The 18,247-nt window shown below is 63.9% G+C and carries 20 protein-coding genes and 1 pseudogene; 12 read left to right on the plus strand and 9 right to left on the minus strand.

Annotation, left to right across the window (positions count from 1 at the left end; all coding sequences use genetic code 11):
* The first annotated feature begins 266 nt into the window (after positions 1–266).
* Positions 267–800 (plus strand): NUDIX hydrolase, encoded by a 534-nt coding sequence (locus B5D38_RS20000; RefSeq protein WP_078710221.1) that lies wholly within the window; start codon positions 267–269, stop codon positions 798–800.
* Here the strand turns inward: B5D38_RS20000 and B5D38_RS20005 are convergent.
* Positions 770–2,272 carry an inorganic phosphate transporter gene (locus tag B5D38_RS20005; RefSeq protein ID WP_078710222.1) on the minus strand — a complete coding sequence of 501 codons (1,503 nt, stop codon included), beginning with the start codon at positions 2,270–2,272 and terminating at the stop codon, positions 770–772. The genes B5D38_RS20000 and B5D38_RS20005 overlap by 31 nt on opposite strands.
* 289 nt (positions 2,273–2,561) lie before the next feature.
* Between B5D38_RS20005 and B5D38_RS20010 the strand changes: the two genes are divergently transcribed.
* The 3 genes from B5D38_RS20010 (at position 2,562) to B5D38_RS20020 (ending at position 5,097) form a co-directional block, all read left to right on the plus strand.
* Entirely contained in the window at positions 2,562–3,401 is an 840-nt protein-coding gene (locus B5D38_RS20010; RefSeq protein ID WP_078710223.1) for a universal stress protein, read from the plus strand.
* Positions 3,402–3,635: 234 nt separating this feature from the next.
* Positions 3,636–4,547 (plus strand): D-alanyl-D-alanine carboxypeptidase family protein, encoded by a 912-nt coding sequence (locus B5D38_RS20015; protein WP_078710224.1) that lies wholly within the window; start codon positions 3,636–3,638, stop codon positions 4,545–4,547.
* 199 nt (positions 4,548–4,746) lie between these two features.
* Positions 4,747–5,097: a DUF2934 domain-containing protein gene (locus B5D38_RS20020; protein ID WP_078710250.1), complete on the plus strand. Its 351-nt coding sequence runs from the start codon at positions 4,747–4,749 to the stop codon at positions 5,095–5,097.
* Between the two features lie 51 nt (positions 5,098–5,148).
* On the opposite strand, the gene B5D38_RS20025 is transcribed toward B5D38_RS20020, so the two are convergent.
* The 3 genes from B5D38_RS20025 to B5D38_RS20035 are packed head-to-tail and all read right to left on the minus strand — an operon-like array spanning position 5,149 to position 7,770.
* Positions 5,149–6,534, minus strand: a complete 1,386-nt coding sequence (locus B5D38_RS20025; RefSeq protein ID WP_078710225.1) for a pilus assembly protein TadG-related protein — start codon at positions 6,532–6,534, stop codon at positions 5,149–5,151.
* Between the two features lie 13 nt (positions 6,535–6,547).
* Positions 6,548–7,153, minus strand: a complete 606-nt coding sequence (locus B5D38_RS20030) for a TadE/TadG family type IV pilus assembly protein (protein WP_078710226.1) — start codon at positions 7,151–7,153, stop codon at positions 6,548–6,550.
* Positions 7,153–7,770, minus strand: coding sequence for a TadE/TadG family type IV pilus assembly protein (locus B5D38_RS20035; RefSeq protein WP_078710227.1), 618 nt, complete (start codon positions 7,768–7,770; stop codon positions 7,153–7,155). Before B5D38_RS20035 ends, B5D38_RS20030 begins: the two co-directional genes overlap by 1 nt.
* A gap of 253 nt (positions 7,771–8,023) precedes the next feature.
* On the opposite strand from B5D38_RS20035, the gene B5D38_RS20040 reads away from it, so the two are divergent.
* Complete coding sequence (locus B5D38_RS20040) at positions 8,024–8,443, plus strand: DUF2934 domain-containing protein (RefSeq protein ID WP_078710228.1); 420 nt, start codon at positions 8,024–8,026, stop codon at positions 8,441–8,443.
* Between the two features lie 583 nt (positions 8,444–9,026).
* On the opposite strand, the gene B5D38_RS21910 is transcribed toward B5D38_RS20040, so the two are convergent.
* The 3 genes from B5D38_RS21910 to B5D38_RS20055 form a co-directional block, all read right to left on the minus strand.
* Positions 9,027–9,215, minus strand: a complete 189-nt coding sequence (locus B5D38_RS21910; RefSeq protein WP_116002867.1) for a hypothetical protein — start codon at positions 9,213–9,215, stop codon at positions 9,027–9,029.
* A gap of 130 nt (positions 9,216–9,345) precedes the next feature.
* Positions 9,346–10,485, minus strand: coding sequence for an alpha-D-ribose 1-methylphosphonate 5-triphosphate diphosphatase (locus B5D38_RS20050; protein WP_078710230.1), 1,140 nt, complete (start codon positions 10,483–10,485; stop codon positions 9,346–9,348).
* A complete protein-coding gene (locus tag B5D38_RS20055) occupies positions 10,482–11,159 on the minus strand; it encodes a DUF1045 domain-containing protein (protein ID WP_078710231.1) in 678 nt (225 codons plus the stop codon). Before B5D38_RS20055 ends, B5D38_RS20050 begins: the two co-directional genes overlap by 4 nt.
* A gap of 151 nt (positions 11,160–11,310) precedes the next feature.
* Between B5D38_RS20055 and B5D38_RS22420 the strand changes: the two genes are divergently transcribed.
* The 7 genes from B5D38_RS22420 (at position 11,311) to B5D38_RS20085 (ending at position 17,226) form a co-directional block, all read left to right on the plus strand.
* Positions 11,311–11,457 carry a hypothetical protein gene (locus tag B5D38_RS22420; RefSeq protein WP_207553004.1) on the plus strand — a complete coding sequence of 49 codons (147 nt, stop codon included), beginning with the start codon at positions 11,311–11,313 and terminating at the stop codon, positions 11,455–11,457.
* Positions 11,458–11,563: 106 nt separating this feature from the next.
* Positions 11,564–11,863 carry a hypothetical protein gene (locus B5D38_RS20060; protein WP_078710232.1) on the plus strand — a complete coding sequence of 100 codons (300 nt, stop codon included), beginning with the start codon at positions 11,564–11,566 and terminating at the stop codon, positions 11,861–11,863.
* 246 nt (positions 11,864–12,109) lie between these two features.
* Positions 12,110–13,900 (plus strand): acetolactate synthase 3 large subunit, encoded by a 1,791-nt coding sequence (locus B5D38_RS20065; protein WP_116002869.1) that lies wholly within the window; start codon positions 12,110–12,112, stop codon positions 13,898–13,900.
* Between the two features lie 48 nt (positions 13,901–13,948).
* Positions 13,949–14,521: an acetolactate synthase small subunit gene (gene ilvN / locus B5D38_RS20070; RefSeq protein ID WP_078710234.1), complete on the plus strand. Its 573-nt coding sequence runs from the start codon at positions 13,949–13,951 to the stop codon at positions 14,519–14,521.
* Positions 14,522–14,595: 74 nt separating this feature from the next.
* Positions 14,596–15,189, plus strand: coding sequence for a LysE family translocator (locus tag B5D38_RS20075; protein WP_078710235.1), 594 nt, complete (start codon positions 14,596–14,598; stop codon positions 15,187–15,189).
* A gap of 92 nt (positions 15,190–15,281) precedes the next feature.
* The gene (locus tag B5D38_RS20080) at positions 15,282–16,409 is read left to right on the plus strand and encodes an ATP-dependent DNA helicase (RefSeq protein ID WP_078710236.1); all 1,128 of its coding nucleotides are present in this window, start codon (positions 15,282–15,284) and stop codon (positions 16,407–16,409) included.
* 58 nt (positions 16,410–16,467) lie between these two features.
* Positions 16,468–17,226, plus strand: a complete 759-nt coding sequence (locus tag B5D38_RS20085; protein ID WP_078710237.1) for a pyridoxine 5'-phosphate synthase — start codon at positions 16,468–16,470, stop codon at positions 17,224–17,226.
* Here the strand turns inward: B5D38_RS20085 and B5D38_RS20090 are convergent.
* Positions 17,186–17,860, minus strand: a pseudogene (locus B5D38_RS20090) (glycosyltransferase family 2 protein); the annotation flags it as partial. The gene B5D38_RS20085 and the pseudogene B5D38_RS20090 overlap by 41 nt on opposite strands.
* A 45-nt stretch (positions 17,861–17,905) precedes the next feature.
* On the minus strand, positions 17,906–18,247 hold a 342-nt coding region (locus B5D38_RS20095), incomplete at its 5' end, for a transposase (protein WP_131829957.1).

The following is an 18,247-nucleotide window of genomic DNA, read 5'->3' on the forward strand; positions in this document are numbered from 1 at the left end:
CATAGCCGTTTTGTCCTCCGCGCTCCATCCCCCAGCTTCCGGACAGGCGATGATGAGATGTTGGGGGAGGCGGCCAGTTTTCTGCGAATGAGCCACGTAAACAATGGCGGTGTATTGGACATTCGCGATCCGTCTACGTTAGTTGACGGATTCAACCGCGATTGATTGTTGAGGCCGGAAGGCTTTGCAGGCATTGTCGCGCCCTCGGTCGGTGAGGTTGCGTTCTTTTTCTACACTCGAGGTGAAGCCGGAAATGGGGTTCGACCATGTTTGAGATGCTGTACGAGCGCTGGTTGGACCGATCCATGTTGCGCAGCGAGTCGCCGAGCGTCGTGCAGTCCGGCGCCATGCCCTACACCGTCGTCGACGGCGAGGTGGTCTTCCTATTGATCACATCGCGTCGGAGCGGCCGATGGATTTTCCCCAAGGGAGCGCCCATGGAGGGCCTCACTCCCTGGCAAACGGCCAAGCAGGAAGCGCTCGAGGAAGCGGGCGTCGTGGGCGAGGTCGAGACGATGCCGATCGGCTCCTATCGCACGGTGAAGCGCGGCCTTCGCACCCGCGTGGTGGAGGTCGAGGTCTATCCGCTGAAGGTCACGGAGCAGCACGAGGAGTGGCAGGAAAGCGGCCAGCGCTATCGCCACTGGGCGATCTTGCCCGAGGTGAAACGTCTCATCACCGACAAGCCGATTGCCGAACTTGCCGTTCGCCTGGAACAGAAGGTGCGCGGACGGCTCTCTGCCGATCGGTCGCGGACGGCCGCCGACGGTCAGGCGGCGAGGGCGCCGAGAAGCAAATAGAGCAGCGCGGAAAGAAGCATCGACGCGGGCACGGTCACAATCCAGGCCGCAGCGATGCCAAAGGCGTGCTGCCGGCGCACCAGGCGTCTTCGCTCGCGCTTCTGGAAATTCTTGATGGCCTCCTGCGGTGTCTTGTTCAGCTTGGACGTTCGCAGGAAGAGCGAGCGCGGTTGGACGCCTGGATTGGGCAGGCCGCGATTCGACTTCCATTCGCGCAGGAAGCCGACGCCGAAGACCGCGCCCACGGCAATGTGCGTCGAGGAGACGGGCAGGCCGAGCGCCGAGGCCAGAAGCACCGTGACGGCCGCCGACAGCGCGACGCAATAGGCGCGCATCTCGTTCATCTTGGTGATCATCTGGCCGACCGTGCGGATGACGCGTGGGCCGAACAGCGACAGCCCAACCGCGATGCCGACGCCACCAATGGCGAGCACCCAGATGGGGAGGGCCACGACGTTGCCGGTGGTCGATCCGCTGGCGGCGGCGGAGACGATGGCGGCAAGCGGGCCGACGGCGTTCGCGACATCGTTGGCGCCGTGCGCGAAGGACAGCAGGCCGGTGGCCATGATCAGCGGCAGGGCAAAGAGGCTGCTGACGTGCTTGACGCGGTTCTCCAGCCCGATGGAGTTGCGTCGGACCCACGGCACCGCGACGGCCCAGCCAAGCAGCGCGAAGCCCGCGCCGAGAAGCAGCGTCGTCATTTCCGACGGCGCCCAAATCCGGCGCAAACCTTTTTCCACGATGTACATGGCGAAGATGCCGGTCATCAGCGCCACCAGCACCGGTACCCATCTGCGCGCCGCCGCGACCCGATCCTGGCGATGGATGATCGCCGCGTCGATGAGAGCGAGGAGAGCGGAGGCGATGGCGCCGCCCATTAGGGGCGAGATAACCCAGCTTGCCGCGATGGACCCCATGATCGGCCATGTGACGATATCGGCGCCCGCGGCCGCCATGCCGGCGCCGATCACCCCGCCGACGACGGCGTGTGTGGTCGATACGGGCGCTCCGAGGAAGGTGGCGAGATGGGTCCACAGGGCCGCCGCCAACGAGGCAGACATCATGATCAGGATGAAGTCGGTCGGCGCCATCGCCTGGGCGGGGTGGAGAAGATCGCTGGAGATCGTCGACACCACGTCGCCGCCGGCGAGGATCGCCCCCGTTGCCTCGCAGATGGCGGCGATCAGCAGAGCGCCCCCCAGCGTCAGCGCCTTGCTGCCGACGGCCGGGCCCATGTTGTTGGCGACGTCGTTGGCGCCGATGTTGAGCGCCATGTAGGCCGCGACGACGGCGGCGAGCAGCACCAGATGGTTGAGCGGCCCGTCGCTGAGCGAAAGCATCGCCAGCACCGCGGCACCGATGAGAAAAACGATGGTGAGACCGGGGGCCGCGAGGGCCTGGGCTTGCGAGCGCAACTGGCTCTCAAGCCCGGTGATCTTCCTCAGGTCCTTGTCGAGCGCGCTCTGGGCCACGGATGCTCCGGTCGGCTGATGTCGTCTTATGGCGATTGGGGCGTGATGGACCTAGCATGTTTGGCCCGGAACGCCACCTTCTTTGCAGCCTTTCCCGTTGCCGTCCACGGAAAGGAAGCGCGCAGCCTTTAGGGGGCGCGTTCAGGATCGGCGAATGATCCAAATCAAGGAGACGCGGACTCCTTGGGCGGATGCTGGCAAATGACAGAAGCAGGGGCCGCGCGATCGACCCGAGCCTCACCATAGAGCGCCCGGCGCATCGACAGCGGCGACTGAGGGAGGGATCGCAATGGTGAAGGACATGATCGTTCATCTCGACGGCAGCGAGCGCGACGATATCGCTCTCGCGCACGGAGAGGCTCTGGCGGCGCAGTTCGAGGCGCGCCTGGTCGGACTTTACACGAACGTCTTCCAGACCCGTTTCATGCCGGCCGACCTTGGCGGCGGCACGTCCGCCGACATCATCGCCGACATCCTCGACCAGGCCCGGCGGGCGGGCGACGACACCGAGCATCGCCTGAGGCAGCGGTTTGAGCTTCTCCGCTCGGATTGCGAGCTGCGCCGGGTCGACGGCTCCGAGGGCGATCTCGTGCAGGCCGTGGCTCACTATGCGCGTTGCCACGACATCATGATCATGCTCCGGCCCTACGGCGAGGACCGTCCGCGATGGGTGCAGTTGACCGAGGCCGCGCTCTTTGCCGGCGGCCGCAGCGTCTATCTCGTTCCGCCGGCCATGCCCGCTCCCTCCAGGCTCGACACCGTGGTGGTCGCGTGGCGTGACACCTTTGAATCCACGCGCGCCATCGCCGAGGCGATGCCATTTCTCAAGCGCGCGGCGAGCGTCATCCTTGCCGCTGTCGAGGATCCTGAGGAGGAGGGCGAGGATGCCGCCGAGGGGCTTCTGGAAATGGCGCGCCATCTCGAGCGGCACGGCGTTCAAATTACCGTGCGGCGCCTGCCGCGTCGCGGGAAGATCTCCGAGATGCTGCTGAACGAATGCCAGAGGGCTGCCGCGGACCTTCTCGTGATGGGCGCCTACGGCCATACGCGCTTCCGTGAATGGATACTCGGGGGCACGACCCGCAGCATTCTTTCGCAGGCCAGTCTTCCGGTCCTGATGGCGCACTGAGGCATTCAAGACGGCACCTTCGCGTCCGACTGGAGATCGTCCGGCATCAAGCCGGGAAGGTGCCGGAGCCGGCGTGGAAGCTTCGCTGGACCACCGCGCCGACGAGGAAACGCGATTTCGCCGGAAGGCGGTTTCGCGCTCAGGTTTTGACGCGAGCGGCGCAATGGCGTTTGACAAGGCGCCGTCGCGGCTCCAAGACAGAGGCCACTTCGCACCTCGAAAGCCTCTTCCTCCGTGCCTCTTCGTCTCTTCCCGTCGCGCCGTCATCGCTCGACCATTGCATCGCTGACGGCGCTCGTCGTCACGCTTGCCCTTGGCGCCTGTCAGACCTCCGATCTCGCTCTCCAGGCACCGGTGAAGTCCCCGCCGGTCCTCGCTTTGGCGGCAACGGGCGGCAGCATTCCTCCGGTGTTCGGTGAGGTTCTGGAGCGCGCGCCTGCCGCCATCGTCATCGATGAGGCAACAGGGGCGACGATCTATGCCGACGACGCGGATGGGCTGCGCTATCCGGCTTCCCTCAGCAAGCTGATGTCGCTTTATCTGGTGTTCGAGCAGCTCCAGTCCGGCCGCCTGAAACTCGACGACGATCTTCTCGTCTCCCCCACGGCCGCCGCCAAACCGGCGGTCAAGCTCGGCTTGGCGCCGGGCTCGACCATCAAGGTTCGCGACGCTATCCAGGCGATGGCGGTCAAGTCCACCAACGACGTGGCGAGCGTCGTCGCCGAGAACCTGGCGGGGTCAGAGGAAGCGTTCGCCCGGGCGATGACGGCCAAGGCGCGAGCGCTCGGAATGAAGCACTCCTATTTCGTCAACCCGTCGGGCCTTCCCGATCCGAGGCAGATTTCCACAGCGCATGACATGGCGATCCTCGCCCGCGCGCTGCGGCTGCGCTTCCCCGCCTATGTCAGGCTCTTTTCCGAGGGCTCCTTCGACTATGCCGGCCACCATTATGTCTCGACCAACAAGCTCCTGGGAAAGGTGCCGGGCGTCGACGGCATGAAGACCGGCTATATCCGCGCGTCCGGCTTTCACCTCGTGGTGAGCGCCAGCCGGGGCGGGCGGCGCGTCATCGTCGTGGTCATGGGCGGCAAGACAGGACGGGCACGCGACGAGCGCGCGGCGCTCCTTGTCGACCAGTATCTCTGAGGACGTCAGCCAGTCTTCGCTGCCGTGCTCCTAGAAGCCGCTCTTCCGTGGCCCATGGATGGGGGAGCATCAGCCAATCCGTAGCCGGCGGATGAAGAATATCCAGCGGACATCGATCACGCTCGCTTTCCATCTTTAACTTCTGGTTGATCATCCTACTTTGCCTCCCAAAGGCAAAAAGAAGATGCGGAGCGAGACGATGGTCGTAAGGGACAATGCGGAAGCCATCCGGAATCGTGCGTATGAAATTTGGGAGCGCGAGGGACGGCCGAACGGAAGAGAGCATGAACACTGGGCCGAAGCAGCCCGTGAGATAGAGGAGGCTCAGCGCCTTTTAGACCAGGAGGAGAGCAGGCCGCGCGAGGTCGTTCAGCCCTGGGTCTCGAACGTCGGCGCTACGAAGGAAAAGGAAGCCGAGCGCCTGCGCAAGGCACTCTGGGAGCCGCAACCGCATTCGGTGGAGCTTTTCCCGGGTGACGGGCACGGCGCGGAAAGGCTGGGTGCGCGCGTTCTTCCGACGCGCATCATCGGTGGCCGTGACGCGGCGTGAGTTGAAGTTTCTGTCCAATTCGGAAGGGCGGCGCCCTTCCGAATCCTTCGGCTAGCGGGCGATGTGAAGGTTGGCGAGGGAATCGCCAATCTGGGCGAACGCGACTTTAAGGTCGCTCGTTGTCACCGAGTCGAAGAAATAGCTCGGCTGTGTGGCGCAGTCTCGAAGGAGAGACTTGGAACTGTACGCAGGATTTCCGAAGGCAATGGTGTACACCAGTACGCCGGCATTCTTCATTGACGTGCAAACCTTCGAAAGACGGGAATCCAACTCACCGTTGATCTGGTTGAGCGTGCCGGTCATGTTGAGGCGCTCATCGGTTTTGTAGGTTCCGTTGCAATCGCCCCACCAGTTATAGGAAGTACAATCCAGCTTCCCGTAAGCGGTGCCGCTGGCCGAGATCTCGTTTTTGCCGTCGGTCATCAAGATCAGGGCCTTGTACATTCCCGTCTTGGTGTAGTCATAGTCGAGCGGAAGATTGTTGTTGTTCATCTCGCCGCCCCAGAGCCCGCGCCAACGCGGCGAGAGCAAGCGCCAACCCCAGACTGCACCGAAGTTGATGACGGTGTTGCCTCCAGCCGAAAGGCTGTTGATGGCCGACGACAGCTTTGCCTTGCTGGTCGTCAGCGGTGTGATCGCCGGAGAGCAGGACGATGTGGAAGGGGTGAATTTTGCGACACTCGGCGGGTCGTCCGTCAGGTCGCGCCCCTCAGTTCTCGCCTCCACGCAGCCGCTCCAACCGGATGTGGAAGTCATCCATGAGGTATGATTGGTCTTGCCGACGTTCACCATCTTGGAAAAGGGCACGATCCCAACATGGATCCTCTCTGCGGTCGAGGAATCTCCATAAAGTATGTTGAGAAGGTCGTTCGCCGCGCTTTTGAGCCCCGCCAGCTTGCCGTTATCATTCATCGAACCAGTAACATCGAGGACCATGGCCAACTCGAGGCCGGACACTTTGCGCTTGATGAGTGTGCTGACGCTGGTGGTGATCTTGTCGGTTCCGAACAGCTTCATAAAGACGGTCGGCGCCTCGGCCTTTGCCGTTAGTTCCAGCGTGTTGCCATCGGAAGAGAGGTTATGTTCGATCGAGACGATGTTCGCGCCGACATAGCCGCTGGAAAAGTTGGCATCGGCAAATTTCCGCACCGTTTCATCCACGGCGGTGGTTTCGAGCTTCGCCACTGTTGACAACCCAGCAGCGTCGACGGCGGATTGCAGCGTCGAATTCATCAGCATCAGCCGGGCGCCGTCGATGGCGAACCCCATACACCCGATGAGCGCCAGCGAGGAAATGGCGATCAGCGGAACGACGCTGCCGCGCTCATCCCGCCAGCCGCGCGCGGCCAATGAGGGGGCGGCATCGGCAACTCCGCTTCCCCGAAAGAGGCGCCGAAGGCCAGCGAGCAGAAGCTCTGACGAACGGAAGGCGGCCATTATCTGCGATCCTTCAACATCCGGGTGCGGTGGTGAGGGAGCCGAGGCGAGGGCGGAACACGGCAGTCTTGTAGACCACGCTCTCGCTGATCGGCAGCCAGGTGAGGATCGGCCGGTACTTGTAAAAGACCTCCGCGACGATGACGTTATCGTCCTCGTCGATGGTCAATCCGTTGGGAAGCGTCGCAATCTGGCCGATCTTGCCGATGGCGCTGGGGCTAACGAGCGCGCCACCGCCCTTGCACTGCCACGCTACCTTTGCGTCCTTCGCGCCCTTGGCGCGCGCGACGGACGAGAGGACAACATAGCCATTGTCCTTGAAGTCGCTCGTTCCGACGATATCGCTTGACACGCTGAAGAGCGCGTTGATGACGGACGCATCGATGCCGTTCTCATAGCGAGCCACGGCGTCCGAAACGGTGTTCGTCATCTGGGCCACCTCATAGTGGACCGAAATGACGCGAGTGACCTCGACAGTTCCGCCGAGCATGACCATGAGAAGAGGGGTCGCGAGGGCCATCTCAACGGCGGCAACCCCCGTCCTGTCGCCCAGCATGCGCTTCGACAGCTGCGCGATGATTTGGGCCACGGAGCACCGATTGGTTGTCCGGATCGTCATCAGCCGCCGGAGCTCCCTGTATTGTATGGCTCGTTCTGAACGACTGCCTTGGCCGTCAGCGTCAGCACGCCGTCGTGTCCGGCTAGATTCCCGATCAGTGGCGTGAAGAATTTCCAAGGATAGCTGACGGTGTAGACGACGACCTGCGTTGCGCCTCCGATGCCGGCGACGGCACCGTCGTACTGGCCGTTGCCGTTGAGGTCGGTGTAGTTCTCTCCGTTGTCGCGGATACCGTTTCCGTTGGCGTCGATGAACGGCTCGGGCGAGGCCATGGTCGCGAAATCAGTGTAGCGCCGGCTGTCTATGGAGAGCTTATCGGCATCCATCAGCAAGGAGGCCTCCTTGCGCACGATGGCGCGCACCGTTTCCTCGCGGGTCGAATTTTCGGACGAGAAGCCGGTGCGCCCCTCCCGCGCGGCGGTGTAGGTCGCGTGCTTCAGCAGCATGTTGGCCGCCTCTGCCAAGCCGTACTCGACGATGCCCATGAACAGCATGAAGAGAACTGGGGCGATCAACGCAAATTCGACCGCCGTCACCCCGGCCTCGCCGAGACGGCGCAGGCGCAGAGGCGCAAGGGGGCGGCGCTCGATCAGCGTTGAAAAATATCTCTTTATCATCGTCAGCCGAGATTACTTGCCGACCCTTAACGTTCGCCCCATTGCGGATGTGACAATTTGAGCTAATTCAGCCGTTCACGGGAAATCCGCAGTCTCAAAGGGTTGCCGCGTCGCCGCACCACACCATAAACGGGTTGTAACTCCTGCAATTCTCTTGCGGCAGTGCCGCAAATACGCCTATCGTTGCTCGGTCAGCGTAAATTCCGACGATCCAGCTCGTTTTCTCAGAGACTGCCTTAGTACGGGGGAAGGCATGACACCGCACAATCATGACGATATCAGCAAGCGCGCCTATGAAATCTGGGAGCGTGAAGGCCGACCCCATGGACGCGACAGCGAGCATTGGGAACAAGCCGCGCGCGAGCTCGGCGAAGAGGTCGCCTCTGCCGCGCCGAGCGCGCAGCCCGCGTCAGCGTCCGATGGCGCGTCGGAGCCGGAGCCCGTCAAGCGTGGCCGGGGCCGGGCGGCAATGAAAGGCGCAGACAGCGCGTCACCCGTTTCGGCCAAGCCCGGCAAGCCGGCTAAGGGATCGAGGAAGGTCAAGGCTGTGACCTCGTCTTCTTCGGCTCAGCCCGCACTGGTGGCAACGCCTGTCGAGCTCGAGGTCTCGAAGCCGGATGAGCCGGCCAAGAGGCGCGGCCCGTTTTCCAGGAAGCTGTCTTCCAAGGACTGAGGCGCTCCAGCCGCATTGTTTATGGCGGGAGTAGCCTAACGCGGCTTCCCGCCGTCCTGTCGGGTGATCCATGCGGCGCTCGGCAGGCCTTCGCGTGGCAACGGCGGCAAGGCAAGTTTTCCCGGCGCGAGCCCACAGAATTGCAGCGCCATCAAACGCTATCGCGTCGATTTGCGATACTGCCTCGCGCTGGAGTGGCTTCGCCGGTCCGTCAGCGGGCAACGCTGGTCTGACGGCCAATGGCGCCATGAATCGTTGATCGCTTCATCTGCGACTGCGCCGGTGGTAACGCGGCGTCTGGAAATCCTACCTTCGTTGACGCCATAAGCAGGCGACGCCCCGGAGGCTTGATCCCAGGGCGTCGTCGTTCTCGTTTCTATCGTCCGGCCTTTCCGGGTGCATTCTGCTCGTGGTGGCGATCCGATTCTCCACCGCCGCCTGACACGGAGCTGAGATCGCTCCGGTCCTTCTTCACCGAGGGATGCTCTCCACGCGGCTGCGATTTCTCGGGATGCTGGCGGTTTTCGTGGCTGGACCCGGGACCGCCGATCCGTTCGGGGTTCGGGGGTTTTTCAGGCATGATTTATCGATCCTGCTGATAGCCTTGATGGGTCGTGTTGACCTTGGAATTGCCCTGCTGACCCTGCTTTTCGGCATTTGTCGGAGCAGCGTCGCTCTTTGCGGCTCCCGCGTCGACCTTGGTCGTGTCGCCGGCGCCCTTGTCGCTGACGTTGTCCTTGGGAACAGGCGGCATGTGACTGTGCGTAGCCATGACGTCCTCGCTTTGGTTTGTCCTGAGAGGTCAATGGCTTGAGGGCGGCATCGTTCCGCAGTGTTTCGGGCGATGCACGGAGGCCACGCCTCGGCGCTGGCCGCGAGCGCTCGAACCCCCGCGTCAGACGTCAGGCGACGCGCCGTCCCTCGCGCCAGACCCCGGCGACGACGGGGGGCTCCCCAGGCCTGACGCGCACGCGAACGAGATCGGCCCGTAGCCCCTCGGCCAGCCGGCCCCGGTCGTTCAGGCCTACAGCCGCCGCCGGATGGGCGGTGACGAGGGCGATCGCCTCGGGGAGGGTCGCCTCTCCGCGCTCGGCTAAGAGAAACGTTGCCTGGAGCAGGCTGAAGGGCACGTAGTCCGAAGAGAGGATGGCGAGCAGCCCTTTTCGATGGAGCTCCAATGCCGAGACATTGCCGGAGTGGGAGCCGCCGCGTACCACATTGGGAGCGCCCATCAGCGTCATCATCCCTGCCTCATGCGCCGCTTCGGCCGCCGTGATCGTCGTCGGAAATTCCGCGAGTCGAATGCCGGTGGCCACCGCCTCGGCGACGTGCCCCGCCGTCGCGTCGTCATGCGAGGCGAGAATGATGCCGAGGGCGAGGCAGCGCTCGGCGATGAGCGCGCGATTGCGGGGCGAGTTGGCCTCGGAGCGGGCGATCCGCTCACGGCAGAACGCATCGAATTCCGCATCCGACAGCCGAAGCCTTGGCTGGTAATAGGCCCGGTATGTCTCAAGATCGAGAAACTGGCGCTGGCCGGGGGCATGGTCCATCAGCGAGACCAGGCGAAGGCGATCATTGCCCACCATCTTCTCAAAGCCCGTAGCGGCATTCTCCGCCGAAACCTCGCATCGCAGGTGAATGAAGTGATCTGCGCGCACACGGTCTTCCGTGACCGCATGGGAGATCACATCGGCCAGCGCGCGCATCTCCTCGTCCCACCCATTGGCATCACCGTCGTCACTCGTTCGGAGGGCGTCGAAGACGGTGGTGATGCCCGATCCCGCGATCTGGGCGTCATGGGCCTGAACGGCGGCCATCTTGTTCCATTTGACGCGCGGTCGCGGCAGGAAATGGCTCTCGATGTGATCGGTGTGCAGCTCCACTAGGCCGGGAATGAGGAAATCGCCCGCAAGGTCCTCCTCATGTCCGGCGGTCTTTCCGGCAAGAGCGGCAATGCGGCCATCCTCGATGACGACGTGGCCGGTCACGACGGAATCAGGCAAAACGAGCCGAGCGTTGTCGAGAACAAGCGTCGAGCTCATCGCGGTGCTGCCCCAAACGGGTGAACGGAACGGATGGTGAAGGGCGCGTCGGGTTCCGGCTCGACGAAAAGCGCCAGTCGGTCGAAGACGAGAGCGGTTCCCTCGGCATCGCCGATGTGGTCGCGGATCACGCGCTCCGCCTCGTCCCGATTCTTCTCGGCAACATCGCCGGACAGGGTCATGTGGAACCGGAACTCCTCGAGCACGGTCGGATAGCCCCACCGGTCGAGAAGGTCCCGCTGGCGGGCAGTCAGGCGCTCCGGCCGGCGACGGCGGATTTCAGCCTCGGTGAGGGGGGCGCGGAAGGCGTCGAACTGCATGACCACATCCTTCTCCAGCGCGGCGAGGGCGGGCGGCGGCGTCTCCGTGACCAGCGCGAAGAACCCGCCAAGCCGCCGGATACTGAGCCTGGGAAGCACGAAGGGCGCGCGGCCGGCGCAGAACTCGGCGAGGGCGGCGTCGAGAGCATCCAACGTCGTGCCTTCGGCGAGACGAAAAGGCGCCTTGATCGTGGCATGGAAGCCGTAGCGTGCGGGCGTGACGATCAGCGGGTCGATCGCGGCATCCGCCTCGCGCGTCCTTGCGCCGGTGAAGGCGTCGCGTCCCAGCCAGATCGATGTGGCTCTGGTCAATGGGTGGTCGGCGGGCGGTGTGTAGAAGATCGAGGCACGCATGGGTCAACGCAGAAATGGGCCGTGTTGGCAGGACAATGGAATGTGGTGCGCAGCCCCTCAATAGCCAGGGAGACCGCGCATCGGCGTGGACTGACAGGTCAATCAGCCGGCGGCTTAATTGAGCTGAAACTGCGCCCGAGTCATGGAACGCTTGTCTGCTCTGCAGGTTGAAGCCGCGCAGAAAGGGGAGCCCATCGCCATGCGCGTCGAAACCTTCGTCACCGTCTTCGTCAACGCCGCCTTCTTCGGGATCGTTATCGGCCTCAGCACGATGGGCGCGATGATTCTGTTCCCGTGAGCCGAATCGAGACGTCTGATCTCGACCGGTAACAACCCTTCTTATTGTCTCCGACGATCCCCATGTCTGGCCGACGCCACGCGAAACCACGATCGAAAGGCGCGATATGGCAGTTTCCCCTCGTCGGCAACGAGCCTTCGCCGTCGGCAACAACAGCGTTTGGCTGTTCGGTCGTCAGTTTGCTCTTCCGCGCTCCCGCATTCTGCGAATGTCGATTGGCGGCGCCTTTGTCGTGGGCGGCCTTCTCGGCTTTCTGCCGATTCTCGGCTTCTGGATGGTTCCGCTCGGCGCGATGATTCTCTCCGTCGATCTGCCGGTCGTTCGCCGATGGCGGCGCAGGTTCTCCGTTTGGTGGGAGCGGCGCCGCGCGGGCCCGCGCCGTGACCGGCCCTCCGCCGAGGGATGATCTTGGGCGGCGCTTGCCGCTTTATGGTTGACCAATCGCTTGCGAAGGCGTACGTCTTCGTCCCATGACCAAGCTTATTCTCGTACGTTGGCGCACACGCGAGGCGGTTTTCTGACCGCCCGGCGATTTGCCACGTGTGCGCTACTCCAAGGCCCTTCAGGGGCCTTTTTTATTGCCCTTCATCAAGCCATCAGGTCGAAAAGAGCCGCCGCCAGGCCGCAAGAGGAAGCAGATCGGAACCCCGTCATGGACACCAGCCCAACCCAGCCCGCAGAACAGATGACCGGCGCCGAAATGGTGGTCCGGGCATTGAAGGACCACGGCGTCACGGACATTTTCGGCTATCCCGGCGGCGCCGTGCTGCCGATCTATGACGCGCTTTTCCAGCAGGACGACATCCGCCATATCCTCGTGCGACACGAACAGGGGGCGGGCCACGCGGCCGAAGGTTATGCACGGTCCACCGGAAAGCCGGGGGTTATGCTGGTCACGTCCGGGCCGGGCGCGACAAACGCGGTGACGCCGCTGCAGGACGCCCTCATGGATTCGATCCCGCTGGTCTGCATCTCCGGCCAGGTCCCGACGACGCTGATCGGCACGGATGCGTTTCAGGAGGCCGATACGGTCGGCATCACGCGGCCCTGCACCAAGCACAACTGGCTGGTGAAGTCGATCAACGATCTGCCGCGCATCCTGCACGAGGCCTTCTATGTCGCGACCTCTGGCCGGCCTGGCCCCGTCGTCGTCGATATCCCGAAGGACATCCAATTCTCGACAGGGACCTACACGCCGCCCGCGCCGGTGGAGCAGCACAAGAGCTATCAGCCGAAGGTCTCGGCCGACATCGGGCGGATTCAGGCGGCGATCGAGCTGTTGGCCTCCGCCAAGCGGCCGATCATCTATTCCGGCGGCGGCGTGGTGAATTCGGGTCCAGAGGCGAGCCGCTTGTTGCGCGAGTTGGTTGAACTCACCCGCACGCCCATCACCTCGACGCTGATGGGGCTCGGCTCCTATCCCGCCTCCGGCAAGGCCTGGCTCGGAATGCTGGGCATGCACGGAACCTACGAGGCCAACATGGCAATGCACCAGTGCGACGTCATGCTGTGCATCGGCGCGCGCTTCGACGACCGGATCACGGGACGGCTCGACGCATTCTCGCCGGGTTCGAAGAAGATCCACATCGATATCGATCCCTCATCCATCAACAAGACGGTGCATGTCGACCTGCCGATCATCGGCGACGTCGCTCAGGTTCTCGGCGAGATGGTTCGCCTGTGGCGCGAGCAGACGAAGCAGATGGATCGCTCCGCACTGTCGGAGTGGTGGCGGACGATCGAGACGTGGCGGGCGCGCGACTGCCTTGCTTACCGACCGAACGACAACGTTATCATGCCGCAATATGCGATCCAGCGTCTGCATGCCCTGACCAAGGACCGCGACACCTACATCACCACCGAGGTCGGCCAGCATCAGATGTGGGCCGCCCAGTTCTTCGGCTTCGAGCAGCCGAACCGCTGGATGACCTCCGGCGGTCTCGGCACCATGGGCTATGGCCTGCCGGCGGCGCTCGGCGTCCAGATTGCCCATCCCGAGGCCTTGGTCATCGACATTGCGGGCGATGCCTCGGTTCTGATGACGATGCAGGAGATATCGGCAGCGGTGCAGCACAACGCGCCGATCAAGATCTTCATCCTCAACAACCAGTACATGGGCATGGTGCGCCAGTGGCAGCAGCTGCTCCACGGCAATCGCCTGTCTCACTCCTATTGCGAGGCCATGCCGGATTTCGTGAAACTCGCGGAGGCGTATGGCGGCGTCGGCATTCGCGCGGAGAAGCCGGGCGAGCTGGACGATGCGATCGCAGAGATGATCGCGGTGGACAAGCCGGTGATTTTCGATTGCCGTGTTGCCAATCTTGCGAACTGCTTCCCGATGATTCCCTCGGGTAAGGCGCATAACGACATGCTGCTGCCGGACGAGGCGACAGACGAAGCCGTGGCCAATGCCATCGGCGAAAAGGGCAGGGCGCTGGTCTAGGCGCCCTTCCTCCCCCGATTGGTCACAGCACTTCTGAAGGGAAGTTCCATGAACACCGCGCTTCAGCCTCCGGCATCAGCCTATTTCATCACGGAAGAGAAGGAACAGAACGAGCGCCGCACGCTCGCTGTTCTCGTCGACAACGAGCCGGGCGTGCTTGCCCGCGTCATCGGCCTGTTCTCGGGCCGCGGCTACAATATCGAGAGCCTCACGGTCACGGAAACCGAGCACGAAAAGCACCTTTCGCGCATCACCGTCGTTACCAGCGGGACCCCCCACGTCCTGGAGCAGATCAAGAGCCAGCTCGCGCGGATCGTCCCCGTCCATCGCGTGGTGGACCTTACCACCGCCGCGCGAGAGCGCGGCCATGATGGCCCGATCGAGCGCGAACTCGCGCTGATCAAGGTCCAGGGAATTGGCGAACAGCGTCTGGAGGCCCTACGTCTCGCCGATGCCTTCAAGGCCGAGGTGATCGACGCCAACACAGAACATTTCGTCTTCCAGATCACCGGGCGCGTGTCGAAGGTGGACCAGTTCATCGCGATCATGGCGCCGCTCGGGCTCGTCGAGCTCTGCCGCACCGGGGTCGCGGCGCTGACCCGCGGCAAGGAAGGCATGTAGGCAGTCGGCGCCGGCGCGGTCCCGCCGGGACAAGCGTCTGGCGCGTCGCCCACTCTCTGAAGGAAACAATGGGGATGACAACGGACGTCTTCCTCGCGGCGCTGCTTTTCGCGTTCGCGGCCTCGATCACACCCGGACCGAACAACGTCATGCTGATGACGTCCGGGGTCAATTTCGGTTTCCAGCGCACCGTGCCTCACATGGCGGGCGTCGTCGGTGGCTTCGCCGTTGTTCAGGTGGCGGTGGGCTTCGGCCTGGGCGCCCTGGTTCAGGCCGTCCCGGCGATTTCGGTTGGTCTCAAGGTGGTTTCTGCGATCTACATGGCCTATCTCGCCTGGAAGATCGCTTTTTCCCGCGCGATGGCGGAGGGCAAGGCCATGGCTCGTCCGTTGACGAGCTGGGAGGCGGCCGTCTTCCAATGGGTCAATCCCAAGGGCGTCGCCTCCGCGCTGGTGGCGATGGCGATCTACACCAATCCGGTTCAGCCGGTGTCGTCCGTTCTCCTGGTGGTGGCGATCTTCACCACCGTCGGCGTTCTCTCGGTGACGACATGGACTGCCTTCGGCGTCGGAGTCCGGCGTTTTCTCAGCAGCCCCAACCGGCTCCAGATGTTCAACTTCGTGATGGGCGCCCTGCTGCTTCTCTCGATCTGGCCGATGCTGCGGTAGGGCTTCGCGGCTGGCAAAGGCGAAGCGGACGTGGCAATCCCGATCTGTGTCGGCCGCTTTGAGTCGGCGGACAACAAGGAGCGACGAACCGGGTGAAGTTTTCGGCTCAACAGGACGAGGCCCTGAAGGCTGTCTCAGCCTGGCTGAAGCGGGACGACCAGCCGATCTTTCGCCTGTTCGGCTATGCCGGCACCGGCAAGACGACGCTGGCGCGCCACTTTGCCGAGGGGTTGGACGGCTCCGTGCAGTTCGCCGCGTTCACGGGCAAGGCGGCGCAGGTGCTGCGCACGCGAGGCGCGAAGAACGCGCGCACCCTCCATTCGCTGATCTATCGGCCACGCGGCGAGGAAACCGTCGAGGACGAGACGAGCGGCGCGACGCGGGTGGCGCCGACCTTCTCGCTCAATCGCCAGAGCCCAGTCGCCAAGGCCGCTCTCGTCGTGGTCGACGAGTGCTCGATGGTGGACGAGGCCCTGGGCCGCGACCTGATGAGCTTCGGCACACCGATCCTCGTTCTGGGCGATCCGGGCCAGCTGCCGCCGGTTTCCGGCGGCGGCTACTTCACCGAGGCCGAGCCGGATTGTCTTCTGACCGAGATTCATCGCCAGGCGCGGGACAATCCCATCGTCGATCTGGCGGCACAGGTGCGCGAAGGGGAAACGCTGCGCTACGGCGACTACGGTGAGGCCAAGGTCATCTCGCGCGGCCAGGTTGATCAGGCGGAGGTCCTCGCCGCCGACCAGGTGCTGGTCGGCACGAACCGCACCCGGCGGCGCTACAATGCCCGGCTGCGCGAGCTGAAGGGATTCCAGGGCGCGCTGCCGCAGTCGGGGGACAAGCTGGTCTGCCTGCGCAACGATCCGGCCAAGGGCCTGCTCAACGGATCGCTCTGGCAGGTGATGACGGCGTCGCGCGAAACGGTGAAGCCGGGCATCAACCTCATCGTCAGGCCGGACGACGACGATATCGACCAGGGCGCCGCCAAGGTTCGTCTGCTGAAGGCGGCCTTCGAGGACCCCGATACCGAGGTCCCGTGGTCGACCAAGAAGCGTTTCGACGACTTCGATTACGGCTATGCGCTAACCGTTCACAAGGCGCAGGGTTCGCAGTGGAGCAATGTCATGCTCTTCGACGAGAGCTGGGCGTTCAAGGACATGCGGGAGCGCTGGCTGTATACCGCCGTAACGCGCGCAGCCGACCGGCTGACGGTCGTTCGGTAGGTCAAGACAGGCCGGGCGCCACTGTCGCGAATTAACTTGTCAGGGAAGGGCCAGGAAGATGGTTGTCGAGCTCTCCGTCAATCTCAACGCGGTGGCGCTGTTGCGCAACCGGCGCGACCTGCCATGGCCGAGCGTGACCGCTCTCGGGCGGATTGCCCTTCAGGCCGGCGCCCACGGCCTGACTGTTCATCCAAGGCCCGACCAGCGCCATATCCGGTTCTCCGACCTTGGAGAAATCCGCTCGCTTCTCCACGCGGAGTTTCCGCGCGCGGAGTTCAACATCGAGGGCTATCCGAGCGAGGAGTTTCTGGCGCTCGCCGCCGGGGCTCGGCCGGATCAGGTCACTCTCGTTCCCGATGATCCCGCTCAGCCGACCTCTGATCACGGGTGGGACTTCGCCGTCCACCGTGATTTTCTGGCCGATGTCGTTGCAAGGTTGCAAGCGAAAGGCGCTCGCGTCTCGCTCTTCGCCGATCCGGACCCGGCAGGGCTGAACATCGCCGCCGCCATCGGCGCCGACCGCGTCGAGTTCTATACCGGCCCCTACGGCGGCACCTTCGACGATCCGGCAGCTGCGGCGCAGGAGCTCGACAAGCTCGAGGCTGCGGGCAATGCGGCGCGGGCGGCGGGGCTTGCGATCAACGCCGGGCACGACCTGACCGTTGCCAATCTGCCGGCGCTGATTGCGCGCATTCCGGATCTTGCGGAAGTCTCCATCGGTCATGGCCTCACAGCCGATGCGCTGGAGTTCGGCATGGCGGAAACGGTCCGCCGCTTCAGGCGGGCATGCGGGCAGAACGTCCCGCCATCGGCTTGAACGTGTCTGCTGCTTCCTCCTCCCTGGTCGGCGCGGCTTGCGCCTCCACGCCGTGGGGCGTCTTTTCCCAATGGTGCGGCGTTCGAAAGAGCTGACCGAGCGCGCGAAGTGAGGCGAGGCTGATCAGCAGCCAGTAGGCATGAATCCACCAGAGGTGCCGTGGCAGCACCCGGCGTTCTTCGTCATCGAGATGTCTCAGCGCCAGAACGGCGAAGGCGGCGATTCCGAAGATGATGTTGAACGTGTCCGTGGCAAAGAGGAAGGCCGCGAACGGAGATGGTGCGCCTCCCTGGATGATCGACCAGATGGTCCAGGCAAGGAAGCCGAAGAAGAATGGCTGGGCAATCGTCGAGGCGATCATTCCGAAGAAGAGCACCTGAAAGCAGAGAAAGCGGGAGAGCCCCAGCTCCCGGCAAAGACGAACCGGCTGGCGCATATGGACCAGCCAAGTCTGCATCCATCCCTTCATCCAACGGGTGCGTTGGTTGCGCCAGTCGCGCCACCGCACTGGCGCCTCCTCCCGCGTCGGCGCGGAGATAACGCCAACACGGGCGCCGCGCCGGCACAGCCGCATTCCGAGATCGGCGTCTTCGGTCACGTTGTGGCTGTCCCATCCGCCGACGGCGACGAGCCAGTCGGTGCGGAAATGATTGGAGGTTCCTCCTAGAGCGGGATGAGATTAGGATCGTCCATATCCTGAGTTGACGAGGTAGTTGCTGCATTCGTCGGCGGAGATGGTGGAGAGGATCTGGCCGATGGCGGAGCAGACGGCGTCTCTGGTGCGCTGGCCGGCTTTGCGCAGCAGGTGCTTCAGCTTGGCGAAGAGCTGCTCGATGGGATTGAGGTCGGGGGAGTATTTGGGCAGGAACAAGAGCTTGGCGCCGGCGGCGCGGATCGCCCGGCGCACCGCCTTGCCCTTGTGGCTGCCGAGATTGTCCATGATGACGATATCGCCGGGCTTCAGCGTCGGCACCAGCACCTGCTCGACGTAGAGCCGGAAGCGCTCGCCGTTGACCGGTCC

It is taken from the genome of Consotaella salsifontis (genome assembly GCF_900167365.1).
GTDB lineage: Bacteria > Pseudomonadota > Alphaproteobacteria > Rhizobiales > Rhizobiaceae > Consotaella > Consotaella salsifontis.

Bases quoted from the DNA above. Each gene is read 5' to 3' on its own strand.
- B5D38_RS20000 (WP_078710221.1), top strand. From the start codon at position 267: ATGTTTGAGATGCTGTACGAGCGCTGGTTGGACCGATCCATGTTGCGC.
- B5D38_RS20010 (WP_078710223.1), top strand. From the start codon at position 2,562: ATGGTGAAGGACATGATCGTTCATCTCGACGGCAGCGAGCGCGACGAT.
- B5D38_RS20020 (WP_078710250.1), top strand. From the start codon at position 4,747: ATGGTCGTAAGGGACAATGCGGAAGCCATCCGGAATCGTGCGTATGAA.
- B5D38_RS20025 (WP_078710225.1), bottom strand. From the start codon at position 6,534: ATGGCCGCCTTCCGTTCGTCAGAGCTTCTGCTCGCTGGCCTTCGGCGC.
- B5D38_RS20030 (WP_078710226.1), bottom strand. From the start codon at position 7,153: ATGACGATCCGGACAACCAATCGGTGCTCCGTGGCCCAAATCATCGCG.
- B5D38_RS20035 (WP_078710227.1), bottom strand. From the start codon at position 7,770: ATGATAAAGAGATATTTTTCAACGCTGATCGAGCGCCGCCCCCTTGCG.
- B5D38_RS20040 (WP_078710228.1), top strand. From the start codon at position 8,024: ATGACACCGCACAATCATGACGATATCAGCAAGCGCGCCTATGAAATC.
- B5D38_RS21910 (WP_116002867.1), bottom strand. From the start codon at position 9,215: ATGGCTACGCACAGTCACATGCCGCCTGTTCCCAAGGACAACGTCAGC.
- B5D38_RS20050 (WP_078710230.1), bottom strand. From the start codon at position 10,485: ATGAGCTCGACGCTTGTTCTCGACAACGCTCGGCTCGTTTTGCCTGAT.
- B5D38_RS20055 (WP_078710231.1), bottom strand. From the start codon at position 11,159: ATGCGTGCCTCGATCTTCTACACACCGCCCGCCGACCACCCATTGACC.
- B5D38_RS20060 (WP_078710232.1), top strand. From the start codon at position 11,564: ATGGCAGTTTCCCCTCGTCGGCAACGAGCCTTCGCCGTCGGCAACAAC.
- B5D38_RS20065 (WP_116002869.1), top strand. From the start codon at position 12,110: ATGGACACCAGCCCAACCCAGCCCGCAGAACAGATGACCGGCGCCGAA.
- ilvN (WP_078710234.1), top strand. From the start codon at position 13,949: ATGAACACCGCGCTTCAGCCTCCGGCATCAGCCTATTTCATCACGGAA.
- B5D38_RS20075 (WP_078710235.1), top strand. From the start codon at position 14,596: ATGACAACGGACGTCTTCCTCGCGGCGCTGCTTTTCGCGTTCGCGGCC.
- B5D38_RS20085 (WP_078710237.1), top strand. From the start codon at position 16,468: ATGGTTGTCGAGCTCTCCGTCAATCTCAACGCGGTGGCGCTGTTGCGC.